Here is a 12,589-nt window from a genome sequence, read left to right as displayed (position 1 = left end):
GAAGTCGTGAAAGTCATCATTGTTGAAGATGAATTCCTGGCCCAACAGGAACTTAGCTGGCTGATAAAAGAGCACAGCCAGATGGAGATTGTCGGCACATTTGACGACGGTCTGGACGTGCTGAAATACCTCCAGCACAACCGCGTTGACGCCATTTTTCTGGATATCAATATTCCCTCGCTGGATGGCGTCCTGTTGGCGCAAAACATCAGCCAGTTCGCGCACAAGCCCTTTATTGTTTTTATTACCGCGTGGAAAGAGCACGCTGTTGAAGCCTTTGAACTGGAGGCCTTTGACTACATCCTGAAGCCGTATCAGGAATCACGCATCGTCGGCATGCTGCAAAAGCTGGAAGCCGCCTGGCAGCAACAGCAAACGGGAACCTCGCCTGCCAGTCCGGTGACCCGCGAAAACGATACGATCAATCTGATCAAAGATGAGCGGATCATCGTGACCCCGATCAACGACATCTACTACGCAGAAGCCCATGAAAAGATGACGTTTGTCTACACCCGGCGCGAATCGTACGTGATGCCGATGAACATCACTGAATTTTGCAGCAAATTGCCTGCTTCGCATTTCTTCCGCTGCCACCGCTCGTTCTGTGTGAATCTGAATAAAATCCGCGAGATCGAACCCTGGTTTAACAACACCTACATTTTGCGCTTAAAAGATCTGGAATTTGAAATCCCGGTGAGTCGGAGTAAAGTGAAAGAGTTCAGGCAGTTAATGCACTTATAGCGCAGAGAAAGAGCGATGAAAGAGCCAGGCCTCCCCGCAGACCAACAGTTTTTCGCCGATCTGTTCAGCGGCCTGGTATTGAACCCGCAGCGTCTTGGCCGCGTGTGGTTCGCGTCCCAGCCCACCACGTTACCGTCCGGCAGTTTGTGTATTGACCTTCCGCGCCTCGATATCGTGCTGCGTGGCGAATACAGTAATCAACTGGAAAAACAGCAGCATAGTCTGCCTGAAGGCGACATGCTGTTTATCCCGGCGAAAGCGGCGAATTTGCCCGGTAGCGATAAACCCGTGATGCTACTGAGTCTGGTGTTTTCCCCGGCCTGGCTGGGGCTCTCTTTTTACGATAATCGAACGGCATCGCTGTTACGTCCGATCCGCCGTATTGAGTTACCACATCCGCAGCGCGGCGAAGGCGAGGCGATGCTCACCGCTTTAACCCATTTAAGCCGCTCTCCTCAGGCCCAGGATATTATTCAGCCGCTGGTGCTTAGCCTGCTGCATCTGTGTCGTAGCGTGGTGAATACCCGCCCTGACACAGAGCGTCCGCGCGCTGAATTTCTCTATCACAGTATGTGTAACTGGGTGCAGGATAACTATGCCCAACCGCTGACCCGGGAAAGCGTAGCGCAGTTTTTTAATATCACGCCCAACCACCTGTCAAAAGTGTTTGCCCAGCACGGCACCATGGGGTTCGTCGAGTACCTGCGGTGGGTCAGAATGGCGAAGGCGCGCATCATCTTACAGAAATACCATCTGTCGATTAGCGAAGTCGCACAGCGGTGCGGGTATCAGGACAGTAATTATTTCTGCCGCCTGTTCCGGCGTCAGTTTGGCCTGACGCCGGGAGAGTACAGCGTACGTTTTCAGTCAGCACGTTAAGTGAGACAACACCAACAGGTTAGTAATATCCGTTTGCATCGTTGTAAAATAACGGCATGTAGCTCCCCCTGCAGGCTTACTCAATAAAGTGAATATGCGATGAAAAACAGACGTGCACTCTCCCTGATGTGTTTTCAGATGCTGGAATCAGGTGCGGATCGTCAGACCGTGAAAAGAGCCCTTACCTCCCGCCGTGTTAAAGCTCGCCAGGCGGTGGTTCTGCTCTGCAAGCAAGAAATGACGCTCTTAAGAGCCGGGAAACTGCCGGTGCCAAACGCGCCGCATTGATGATGTCGCTTTCCGGTCGCGTTCATCCAGCCTGCAACCAGATCGTCGCAGGCTGGAGAGCGCTCTTTCAATGAAGCTTAAAACGTCAGTTCCGCCTCCAGCAACGCGAGAATACTGTCGGCATTTTCAGCGGCAAACAACGACTGGCGGAACGGCTTGTTCACCAGCTTACGCGCCAGCTGCGAAAAGACCTTCACGTGGTTAATGCCTTCATCAGCCCCCAGCGTCAGCATGATAACCAGTTCCACTTCGCCCATCTCTGACTGCCAGTCAACGGGATGAGCAAGCCGGGCAATACTGATGCTGGAATGGCGGATCCACTGGGACTTAGTGTGCGGAATAGCCACACCAAAACCGACAGCAGTGGTGACTATCTCTTCGCGCTGCCAGATATCTTCCTCCAGCTCAAACGGATGTTCAGTTCGCCCATTAACACCAAGATTGCCGCACAGAAACTGAATCACCTGCTCTTTGTTACTCAGAGATTCACCAACAAAGATGTTCTCCCGCGCCAGTAGCGGACGCACGTCTTTCTGCGGTGCAAACTGGTTGAGCAGATCTTCTATCTCCTGAGCGCTACGGCACTCACAGGCCCGTATGGCGAGTTCACGGCATGCCTGGCCCTCCAGTTGACGAAGCTGACTTTTCACCGCCGGAATACGTGGACTGCTCATGCTCAGCTCGTCGAGTCCTAAGCCCAGTAGCAGCGGTAAATAGCGTCCTTCGCCCCCCAGTTCGCCGCAAATGCCCACCCATTTACCGCGTTCGTGCGCCACGCGGACAATCTGCTGCAACATTCGCAGGAACGACGGCGTAATCGGGTTGTACAACGGCGAAACGCGCGGGTTATTACGATCGACGGCGTACAGGTACTGGGTCATGTCGTTTGAACCAATACTGAAGAAATCCACCTCATCGCAGAAATGGTCGATGATGTAACACACCGACGGCACTTCAACCATAATCCCCAATGAAATTGTCGGAGCATGGCGTAAACCGTCGGCTTTCAGTGCCACCAGCGCTTTTTGCAGTTCGCTTTTTACCCACAAAATCTGGTCAAGGCTGTGCACCATTGGGATCATCAGTTGCGCATTGCCGAAGGTTGCCGCACGTAAGATGGCGCGCAGCTGCGTGCGAAACAGTCCGGCAAACTCCGGATAAATTCGCACCGCGCGGTAGCCCAGGAAAGGATTCTCTTCCTGCGGAATATTGAGGTAACGGATATTTTTATCCCCCCCAATATCCATGGTGCGAAAGATAACCGGCTTGTCGCCCGCGGCCAATAAGACCTGCTGGTAGGCTTCAAACTGTTCCTGCTCGTCGGGAGCACTGTCGCGGTCCATAAACAGCATTTCAGTACGAAACAGCCCAATCCCTTCAGCGCCATTGGCAAACGCCCCCGGCGCTTCCAGCGCGGTACCGATATTCGCTGCAACGTCAATACGCTGATTATCTTTGGTCAGCGCGGGCTGAGCGGCATCCAGCGCCTGCCGCCGCTGGCATTCATCGGCCAGCTTCTGCGCAATCGCGTAATAACCGCGAACCGCATCGTCTGGATTGATGGCCAGTACCCCACAGCGGGCATCCAGTACCGCATGCTGGCTTGCATAGCGGCTAATGGCCTCCAGCGGCAAGCCGCTAAGCACCGGTATAGCCGACGCGCGAGCGAGGATCAGGGTGTGCGATGTGCGCCCTGTTTTCTCCAGGATCATGCCTGACAGATGCTGCAAATTGAGGCTTAAAAACTGGCTGGGCGTCAAATCCTCAGCGACCAGAATCGTCGGCTTATTCAGCACCAGCGCATTGCGCGGACGTCTTTCAGGCCAGGTGATGTGCAGCAGTTGTTCGCTGATATCACGGATATCGCTAACGCGCTCGCGCAGGTAATCGCTACCGGAGGCCGACAGCTTGTCGCACACCTGCTCCATATTGGCGATAATCGCCGCCCCTAACCCCAGATGCTGCTCCAGCATTAAGCGACGAATATTCCCGGCAAACTCGTCGTCCTGAATCAGAGACAGATGGGCGCTGAGGATGGTTTTACTCTCACCCTCACGCTCGCGCAGTTGCTGATTGAGCTGTTCGGCAAGCGTCGCCAGACTATGCTCCAGCCGGGTATTGTCTTCCGCACTCGGCGCAATCGCGCGATAGCTTTCCAGATTATCGCTCTGCCAAAGCGTGAGCGAACCTGCCCCCACGCCTCCTGCCAGCACGGTGCCATAAAGAAGGTCTGGGTTGAGGCGAATCAGCGAACGCGGCAACGGATGCGCCGCCAGTTCCGCCGGCGTCGGCTGAACGCTGTCGCTGTCAATAAACCGGTGCAGGAGGTACTCCTCTAGCGCTCGTCGGGCCTGTTCTTCATCGCGACCGGTGATGGTTAAGCTACAACTGTCATTAAACAGCGTCCCGGTGCCAATCAGCGCCAGCGAGCTTTTCGCATCTGCCCTGGCATTCTGGCGATGGTTAAGAAATATCACCTCACTTTGCCACTGGCTGCACTGCTCTTTCAGCTCCCACGCCGGACGCGCATGCAGGCCATTGGGTAACGGGCAAAGAAATTGAATCGTTAGCATAACAACTCCTGATTAGCGCGAAATCAGCACCTGAAATCCGTCAGATGAACCACGGTTTCGCACGTAAGATGTGAAAGAAGAGCCGACAACAACTGCTGCGTCTGGATGATGTCACGGCAGTCGGCAATCGACGCCGCGCAGTGTCCATGCCGCGTAGCTGGCCCCATGACAACCGTGGGGATCCCCGTACCGCTTACGTGCACCGCCCCGCCGTCAGTGCCGCCGTTACTGAACATGTCAAGCTGCAGGGTAATGCCCGCATCGGTGGCCACGCTTTCAACCCACGCGGTCAGCTTTGGCGAGGCAATCAGCGATTTATCGCTTAACACCAGCATCGGGCCATTACCAATCTGTCGATGGTTGGCCGCACCATGATCAAAGTTTTTGGCCCAGCAGGCGGTATCCAGCACGATCGCCACATCCGGGGCGACCGCACGTGCTGCTGTTTGTCCTCCGCGCAGTCCCACTTCTTCACTGGAACTGGCCACCAGCCAGACCTCACATGGGAGAATGGCGTTATGCCATTCGCGCAGCAGCGCCACCAGCAAATAACATCCAAGTCGATCATCAAAGGCTTTGCCCATGACTCGCTGGTGCGGCAAAACCTGAAACGTCGTGTCAAAGGTGACGCGATCGCCAGGGCGTACGCCGGCCTGAAGTACCTCGTCATAAGACCGCGCGCCAATGTCCACCTGCAGCGCACTGACGTCATTACCGCTGCGCACTCCGTCGAGCAGACCGGGAATTTTGCTCTCTTCACGGGTAGTGATCCGCACCGGCTGCAATTGCCTGGCCGCCATACGCACATTTCCCACCGGCAATACATCGATCGCCCCTTCGCTGGAAATACTGCGCACGATAAATCCCACTTCATCCATATGCGCGCAGATCATCACCTTCGGACCGGTTGATTCATTCAGACGGATCAGCACCGATCCCAGGCCGTCAAAGCGCACCTCTTTATGCAGACGATCCGCCTCTTCAAGCAGGATCTGCCGCACTTCCTGTTCTGAAGAGGCGATCGCGTCCGCCTCGCTCAGCGCCTTCAGTAGCGATAAGTCCATTACGCCTCTCCCGTGTGTAACAATGTTTTCGCCATGGTGTAGAGCACCTCGCCGCCGTCTGGCGTAACCAGCACCACATCCTCAATACGCACGCCTCCCTGCCCCGGCAGATAAATACCTGGCTCAACGGTGAGCAGCATGCCAGCCGCCAGAGGCGTCGCGTCGGTGGGGGAAAAACGGGGATTTTCATGCACCTCAATGCCAATAGCGTGTCCGGTATTGTGACCAAACTCATCGCCATAGCCCGCCTGCGTAATGACCCGCCTGGCTGCGGCATCAACCTCATGGCAACGCCGACCTGGTCGAATTGCTGCCACCGCCGCACGCTGCGCCGCCAGGACAATCTGATACACGGAAAACAGCGGACTTTCTTCCGCTGGCTGGTTTGCGTCTGGGATGCGAAATGTTCTCGTCATATCCGAACAATAGCCCTGATACTGCGCGCCAAAATCCAGCGTGATGAACTCACCCGCCTCGACACTCTTGTCGCTGGCTTTACCGTGCGGCAGCGCGCCGCGCCAGCCGCTGGCGACAATGGTGTCAAAAGAGGGTTTGTCTGCACCGAGCGTACGCATGTACCACTCCAGTTCAGCGGCGATTTCGCGCTCACTGAGGCCAGGTTGAATAAAGCGGCGAATATGTTCAGCACTAAGGTCAGCTATCCGGCAGGCTTCGCGAATGCAGGCTATCTCCTGCGCCGTTTTTACCTGCCGGAGCACATCCGGCACGGCACTCACTAGTCGGGCACGCAGTTTGCCCGACCATCCATTCACCGTATTCCAGCTTACCTGCTCGCCTTCAAATCCCACCGTCTGCAGCTTTTCGTCAGCAATAATGTGATTCACCCGTGAATACAGCGTCTGCGCGCCATCAAGTAGATGGATCTGATAGCCCTGAGTACGCGTGGCAACATCGGTGTAGTAACGGGCGTCGACCAGAATATGCGCGCTTTGATGGCTGATAAACACAAACCCTGAACCGCTGGAGATCCCCATATGCGGCTGTTTATTCTGCCGCGATGACAGCAGCACCGCATCGAGATGTTGCGCCGTTAGCCAGTCACGCAGCGAGGCAAGTAAGCTCATGGTCACAATCCTTTTAATCAGAGGCTTTCAATCAGCAATTTGCCTTTGCGGTACATCATGTTGCGCAGGAACACCACCATCAGCGCCGTAATCACCGCACCTAACAGGATCCCCGCCATATAGACGCCGAGGTTAGTGACCAGCGGCCATGCCCAGATAGCCGATTCCGGGAACCACTGCACCGCCCCCAGCCAGACGGCAGCCGTCGATCCGACAATAGCGCCAACCATATAGGATGGAATTGCCGTGATGGGGCTTTCCAGTGCAAACGGGATCGCCCCTTCGCTGATGCCCATAAACGCGAGGAACATTGCCGTTTTCCCTTGCGGGTAGAGCTGTGCGTTGAACAGGCGTTTGCCGGTTAAGCGCCGGTCGAGAAGCGTAGCCAACCCGAGGCCAATTGGAGGAATCACGATGGCAATAGAGCGTGCGGTTACCGGCAGAACGTGATCGGTAGTAAAGCTGAAGGCGACAAATCCTGCAGCTTTATTAATCGGACCGCCGAGGTCAATCGCCGTTGCCGCAGAAATCCCCATCGCGTACATCAGCGTGCCTTTCTCTCCAGCCGCCGTCAGCAGAGAACGAATTCCGCCGTTGATCCACCCGCCAAACGGCGTTATCACGTAATACATCGCCAACATGACGAAGATCGCGGAAAGAATGGGCAGTAAAAAGGTGGTTTTGAATGCCAGCAGGAAATCAGGCAACTGGATTTTTTGGTTCATCCACTTCACCAGATACCCGGCGACAATCGAGATAATCAGCGCGCCAATAAAGGTTGACGGGACGGGAGCACTGGTTGCCCATTGCAGCGTCGCTGGGTCAAAATTCAGTATCTGTGTGGGCTGAGTGGACATCAGTCCACCAATGAACCCCGCCGGAAACGCCAGCTTACCGCCGATAGAGTTGGCGACAAACGCGGCAAACATCGGAATAGCAAAACCAAACAGCACGCCGCCAAAAGATTGCGACAGCCAGGCAAACTTCAGTAATGAGAGATTAAAACCGCTGAATTTTCCGCTGTTCAGCGCATCCATGATGCCGGTGTCAGCAGGAATATCGAGCCAGCTATAGGCGATCAGTTGCGAGAAGGCGAGAATTACCCCGCCCATAATTAACGTCGGTACCATGCGAGAAATACCCGACATCACATGCTGCGGAAGTTCGCCCCAGAAGCTATTGTGGGAGGCCGGTGGATTTTTTATTGCCGCTGCCGCACCAGATGCGCCAGGCACAACGGTTGCACTGCGTTTTTTAATGGCCATACGTAATTCCCTGTCGATGATTATTGTTGTTCAGCGGCAACCATCTCTTCGATCTCTTTGATGATGCCAGCTGCATTTTTTATCGCGTCCTGTAACGTAATTTCGTAGACGTCACGCGACTCAAAACGCTCGTTATCTTCCGGAGTAACGGCAACAGAATGGATGATCAACGTTGCCTCTGCGATATCCTGCGCCGTCAGGCGATTTTGAATTCCGTCCGCACCCTGGGTTTCAATTTTCACTTCATAACCCGCTTCAACCGCGGCTTCTTCCAGCGCCTGGGCCGCCATAAAGGTATGGGCCAGCCCCATTGGGCACGCGCAAACGGCAATCAGTTTTTTGCTCATAATCATTTCCTCGTAATAGTTAACGAGTGAAATTATGGTCCGGGGAAAGTAACGACCGTTATCAGACAAATAATGCTTTTACTGGACAAATAATCCCGCCATTCGGAAATGTGACGAAGGTCGGAAAGGCGGGCGGCAGGCATAAAAAAACCGCGTAATAAACGCGGTTTTGCGGGATATATGTAAGCCGGATAAGCGCTGTGCACCGTCCGGCGTTGGCCTTACAAAATATGACCCAGCGTCTGGCGCAGATGCGCACCGGAACCAAGCAGGCCCGGGTTATCATGCACGATCAGATATACCGGAATATCCTGTACGTAGGCTTTAAAACGCCCCTTATCTTCAAAACCACCACGGAAACCCGAAGCTTTAAAGAAGTCGAGGAAGCGCGGTACGATGCCGCCAGCGATGTACACACCGCCAAACGTGCCCAGCGTTAACGCCAGATCGCCGCCAAAACGCCCCATGATGACGCAGAACAGCGACAGCGCGCGACGACAGTCGATACAGGAATCAGCCAGCGCACGCCCGGTGATATCCTTCGGCTGCAGATTTTCCGGCAGGCGCCCGTCTGATTTGACGATGGCGCGATACAGATTAACCAGCCCCGGACCTGACAGTACGCGCTCTGCGGAAACGTGACCAATTTCCGCACGCAGGACCTCAAGGATAATCCCTTCTTCTTCGCTGTTAGGCGCAAAATCCACGTGACCGCCTTCACCAGGCAAGCTCACCCAGCGTTTATCTACATGCACCAAATGCGCCACGCCGAGTCCGGTACCTGCGCCATAGACAGCAATCGGCTTGCCTTCAACAGGTTCCGCACCGCCAAACTGGATCAAATGCTCTTTCTTCAGCATCGGGATCGCCATCGACACGGCGGTGAAATCATTGATGATTTCCAGATGACTGAAGCCCAGATTTTTTTTCATCTCAGCAATAGAGAATGCCCAGGTATGGTTGGTCATTGCCACCCAGTCACCGGTAATCGGACAGGCAATGGCAATACAACCATCCTCAACGCTGACGCTATGCTCATCCAGGTATACGCGTACTACCGCCTCGAGGCTTGGGTAATCCAGCCCGGAATAGGTTTTTGCCTGCGAAATCTCGCCGCTGGCAATGTCGCACAGAGCAAGACGCGCGTTGGTGCCGCCAACATCACCTACTAAAGCATATTTTGTCATTCTTCCACTGCTCCGCTAAAGTCAGAATAAATCTTTGCCACACTGTAAATTCATGGGGGCATAACAACAACGCCCTGAAGGCTGATGCCCGTGGAAAATCGATCCAGATCACATAATTACTTTATCGTTTCAGCACCATTTGCAGCGATGCGGTTGCGCAGGCTGTGCAAACTATGTCTATGACTCTGTTTTAAGGAATAGAATATGCTTCATCCACGTGCCAGAACGATGCTCTTGCTATCAACTCCTGCGCTAATTATTGGTATTGCCTCCAGCCTGGTGTTGATCGTTGTGATGAAAGTGGCGTCCGTTTTACAGCAATTTTTGTGGGAACGCCTGCCCGTTAGCATCGGTATTGCCCAGGACTCTCCGCTGTGGATTATCGGCATGCTGACGCTCACGGGGATCATGGTCGGGTTAGTTATTCGCTACAGCCAGGGTCACGCGGGACCGGATCCTGCCTGTGAGCCGTTAATTGGAATACCGGTCCCCACCTCAGCAATTCCGGGCTTGCTGGCAGCGCTCATCCTCGGCCTGGCGGGTGGCGTCAGTTTGGGTCCGGAACACCCGATCATGACCGTGAATATCGCACTGGCTGTGGCGCTCGGCAGCCGTATGTTTCCCCGCATTGCTAAGCTGGACTGGACCATCCTCGCCTCTGCCGGCACCATCGGCGCGCTATTTGGCACCCCCGTTGCCGCCGCGCTGGTCTTTTCACAAACGCTGAATAGCTCGGACAATGTTCCCTTATGGGATCGCCTGTTTGCACCGTTAATGGCCGCCGCCGCGGGCTCGCTGACCACCAGTCTGTTTTTTCACCCCCATTTTTCACTGCCCATCGCGCACTACACGCAGATGCACGTGATCGATATCCTCAGCGGTGCGGTCGTTGCCGCCATCGCCATTGCCGCCGGGATGGTGGCTGTCTGGTGTCTGCCGCGTTTACACCATTTAATGCATCGATTGAAACACCCGGTCCTGATTCTTGGGGCTGGCGGCTTAATCCTCGGCATTTTAGGCGTTATCGGCGGACCGCTTACCTTGTTTAAAGGACTGGACGAAATGCAGCAAATGGCATTTAGCCAGACGCTGGGAGCATCGGATTATTTCATGCTCGCCGTGATCAAATTGGCGGCATTAGTGGTTGCAGCTGCGAGTGGTTTTCGCGGCGGGCGAATTTTCCCGGCAGTATTCGTTGGGGTCGCGCTTGGCCTGATGCTGCACGCCCACGTTGAAGCGGTGCCAGCGGCCATTACCGTCTCCTGCGCGATTCTTGGACTGGTGCTGGTCGTCACCCGTGACGCCTGGCTGAGCCTGTTTATGGCAGCAGTGGTGGTGCCAGATTCCACCCTGCTGCCGCTGCTGTGCATCGTCATGCTGCCCGCCTGGCTGCTGCTGGCGGGCAAACCGATGATGATCGCCGAGCGTACCGATAAGTAGTTAGCCTCCGTTACGCGTTTCCAGCGCACGGGTCACCGTGCGCAATAGCTCAGGAAGATCGGCTTTCGGTAGTACCACCTCAATTAACGACAATCGTTGCGGATGGGACAAACGGGCCAGCACTTCTTCCAGTTGTACCGCCTGCTCCACACGCCAGCACTCCGCCTGACATTCACGACGAAACGCCTGCGGCACCTGCATCCAGTTCCAGGCGGCGATATCGTTATAGCGCTGATTTGCCCCATGTATGGCCCGCTCCACGGTATAGCCGTCATTATTTAGCAGCAAAATAACGGGAGATTGCCCGTCTCTGAGCATAGAGCCCAGTTCCTGAATGGTGAGCTGCGCCGCACCATCGCCAATAATCAGGATCACCCGGCGGTCCGGGCAGGCGGTTTGCGCGCCAAATGCAGCCGGGAGCGCGTAGCCGATAGACCCCCACAGCGGCTGAACCAGCACCTCCGCTCCACCGGGTAGCGTGAGCGCAGCCGCGCCAAATGCAGCGGTCCCCTGGTCGACGAGGATAATGTCATTGGGCGCCAGATACTGCTGCACCGTATGCCAGAAATTTTCCTGCGTCAAAGGTCCCTTCTCAACCTGAATACGTCTAACTGGCGGGCGTTCTGGCGGCAGTGAAAAAGACATCTCCAGACACAGCTCCCGCAAGGTGGTTACCGCCTGCTCCATCGGGACGTTAAACCAACGGTTTCCAATCCGTGAGGCATGTGGCTGCACCTCAATCGTGCGCTCCTGTGGTAACTGTTGCGTAAACCCGGCGGTCAAAGTGTCAACAAATTGTGTGCCAACACATACTATCGTGTCGGCATCTTCTATCGCCTGACGTACATAGTCGCTGCTGGCTCCAGCGCTGTAGGTGCCGACAAACGCCGGATGACGCTCATCGAATAGCCCTTTGCCCATCAACAACGTGGCGTGGGCCATCGGCGTTTCCGCCATCCAGCGTTGCAATACCGGCTGCAGGCCAAAGCGCTGCGCGAGAACGTCTGCCAGAAGCGCTACGCGCGGGCTGTCCAGTAACCGCTCGCGGGCATGGTAGCGAAACGCTTCTGCCACGCTGCTTTCCGGCTCGCTCAGAGGAACAATCAGGATGTCATTCGGCGGCGTGGTCCGCTGTTTTGCCACATCAGCAGGTAACATCAGATAGCCCGGTCTGCGTTCGATGAGCATTGTTCGCAGCACGCGGTCAATTTCATAACAGGCGTTTTGTTCATCCAGCACTGCGCTGGCCGTCGTCACCGCCTGCTGCATACGATAAAAATGCTGAAAATCACCGTCCCCAAGGGTGTGATGCATCAACTCCCCGCGACGTTGAGCACCGCGACAGGGCGCGCCAACAATATGCAAAACAGGAACATATTCCGCATAGCTTCCCGCGATACCGTTAATCGCGCTTAACTCACCCACGCCAAACGTGGTGAGCAGCGCCCCCACCCCGGATACCCGGGCATAGCCATCCGCAGCATAAGCCGCATTCAACTCGTTCGCACACCCGACCCAACGTACGCTGGGATGTTCAATCACGTGATCAAGAAACTGCAAATTATAATCGCCAGGCACACCAAAGAGATGGCCAACACCACAGCCTGCCAGCCTGTCCAGCAGATAATCAGCAACGGAATACGGGGTTTGCATGACAGCTTTCCTTCTGACGGTAACCTCATGTTGAGTATCGAAGAACTGTGATGACTGTCCAGGAAAG

The 12,589-nt window shown here is 55.2% G+C and carries 11 protein-coding genes; 4 read left to right on the top strand and 7 right to left on the bottom strand.

What is annotated here, in order from left to right; all coding sequences use genetic code 11:
• Nucleotides 1-6: 6 nt before the first annotated feature.
• The 3 genes from ypdB to O6D90_RS07060 all read left to right on the top strand — a co-directional run bounded on the left by ypdB (nt 7) and on the right by O6D90_RS07060 (nt 1,908).
• Nucleotides 7-741, top strand: a complete 735-nt coding sequence (gene ypdB / locus O6D90_RS07070; RefSeq protein WP_016153896.1) for a two-component system response regulator YpdB — start codon at nt 7-9, stop codon at nt 739-741.
• Nucleotides 742-756: 15 nt separating this feature from the next.
• Entirely contained in the window at nt 757-1,620 is an 864-nt protein-coding gene (locus O6D90_RS07065; protein ID WP_016157073.1) for an AraC family transcriptional regulator, read from the top strand.
• A gap of 99 nt (nt 1,621-1,719) precedes the next feature.
• On the top strand, nt 1,720-1,908 hold the full coding sequence (locus O6D90_RS07060) for a hypothetical protein (protein WP_032931709.1): 189 nt from the start codon (nt 1,720-1,722) through the stop codon (nt 1,906-1,908).
• A gap of 77 nt (nt 1,909-1,985) precedes the next feature.
• On the opposite strand, the gene ptsP is transcribed toward O6D90_RS07060, so the two are convergent.
• The 6 genes from ptsP to glk all read right to left on the bottom strand — a co-directional run bounded on the left by ptsP (nt 1,986) and on the right by glk (nt 9,429).
• Nucleotides 1,986-4,481, bottom strand: coding sequence for a phosphoenolpyruvate--protein phosphotransferase (ptsP, locus tag O6D90_RS07055; RefSeq protein WP_016157074.1), 2,496 nt, complete (start codon nt 4,479-4,481; stop codon nt 1,986-1,988).
• Nucleotides 4,482-4,504: 23 nt separating this feature from the next.
• Nucleotides 4,505-5,545, bottom strand: coding sequence for an aminopeptidase (gene ypdE, locus O6D90_RS07050; protein ID WP_016153899.1), 1,041 nt, complete (start codon nt 5,543-5,545; stop codon nt 4,505-4,507).
• Nucleotides 5,545-6,630, bottom strand: coding sequence for an aminopeptidase (ypdF, locus tag O6D90_RS07045; RefSeq protein ID WP_016157075.1), 1,086 nt, complete (start codon nt 6,628-6,630; stop codon nt 5,545-5,547). The genes ypdE and ypdF overlap by 1 nt, the downstream gene beginning before the upstream one ends.
• Nucleotides 6,631-6,647: 17 nt before the next feature.
• Nucleotides 6,648-7,895 (bottom strand): PTS fructose transporter subunit IIC, encoded by a 1,248-nt coding sequence (locus O6D90_RS07040; RefSeq protein ID WP_016157076.1) that lies wholly within the window; start codon nt 7,893-7,895, stop codon nt 6,648-6,650.
• 20 nt (nt 7,896-7,915) lie between these two features.
• The gene (locus O6D90_RS07035) at nt 7,916-8,242 is read right to left on the bottom strand and encodes a PTS fructose transporter subunit IIB (RefSeq protein WP_003028254.1); all 327 of its coding nucleotides are present in this window, start codon (nt 8,240-8,242) and stop codon (nt 7,916-7,918) included.
• Nucleotides 8,243-8,463: 221 nt separating this feature from the next.
• The gene (gene glk / locus O6D90_RS07030) at nt 8,464-9,429 is read right to left on the bottom strand and encodes a glucokinase (RefSeq protein WP_016153902.1); all 966 of its coding nucleotides are present in this window, start codon (nt 9,427-9,429) and stop codon (nt 8,464-8,466) included.
• A 204-nt stretch (nt 9,430-9,633) separates the two neighbouring features.
• On the opposite strand from glk, the gene O6D90_RS07025 reads away from it, so the two are divergent.
• Entirely contained in the window at nt 9,634-10,869 is a 1,236-nt protein-coding gene (locus tag O6D90_RS07025; protein ID WP_016157077.1) for an ion channel protein, read from the top strand.
• Here O6D90_RS07025 and O6D90_RS07020 read toward each other — a convergent pair whose 3' ends face one another.
• Nucleotides 10,870-12,522, bottom strand: coding sequence for an alpha-keto acid decarboxylase family protein (locus tag O6D90_RS07020; RefSeq protein ID WP_016157078.1), 1,653 nt, complete (start codon nt 12,520-12,522; stop codon nt 10,870-10,872). It lies immediately after the preceding gene.
• Nucleotides 12,523-12,589: the final 67 nt, after the last annotated feature.

The organism is Citrobacter sp. 21OH12SH02A-Citro (genome assembly GCF_027919895.1).
Taxonomy (GTDB): Bacteria; Pseudomonadota; Gammaproteobacteria; order Enterobacterales; family Enterobacteriaceae; genus Citrobacter; species Citrobacter braakii.
Note: the sequence above shows the minus strand (reverse complement) of the source record. Positions and strands in the feature narration are given on the sequence as shown.

What these genes read in the sequence shown, in the direction of transcription:
- O6D90_RS07065 (WP_016157073.1), top strand. Translation starts at nt 757, where the DNA reads ATGAAAGAGCCAGGCCTCCCCGCAGACCAACAGTTTTTCGCCGATCTG.
- O6D90_RS07060 (WP_032931709.1), top strand. Translation starts at nt 1,720, where the DNA reads ATGAAAAACAGACGTGCACTCTCCCTGATGTGTTTTCAGATGCTGGAA.
- ptsP (WP_016157074.1), bottom strand. Translation starts at nt 4,481, where the DNA reads ATGCTAACGATTCAATTTCTTTGCCCGTTACCCAATGGCCTGCATGCG.
- ypdE (WP_016153899.1), bottom strand. Translation starts at nt 5,545, where the DNA reads ATGGACTTATCGCTACTGAAGGCGCTGAGCGAGGCGGACGCGATCGCC.
- ypdF (WP_016157075.1), bottom strand. Translation starts at nt 6,630, where the DNA reads ATGAGCTTACTTGCCTCGCTGCGTGACTGGCTAACGGCGCAACATCTC.
- O6D90_RS07040 (WP_016157076.1), bottom strand. Translation starts at nt 7,895, where the DNA reads ATGGCCATTAAAAAACGCAGTGCAACCGTTGTGCCTGGCGCATCTGGT.
- O6D90_RS07035 (WP_003028254.1), bottom strand. Translation starts at nt 8,242, where the DNA reads ATGAGCAAAAAACTGATTGCCGTTTGCGCGTGCCCAATGGGGCTGGCC.
- glk (WP_016153902.1), bottom strand. Translation starts at nt 9,429, where the DNA reads ATGACAAAATATGCTTTAGTAGGTGATGTTGGCGGCACCAACGCGCGT.
- O6D90_RS07025 (WP_016157077.1), top strand. Translation starts at nt 9,634, where the DNA reads ATGCTTCATCCACGTGCCAGAACGATGCTCTTGCTATCAACTCCTGCG.
- O6D90_RS07020 (WP_016157078.1), bottom strand. Translation starts at nt 12,522, where the DNA reads ATGCAAACCCCGTATTCCGTTGCTGATTATCTGCTGGACAGGCTGGCA.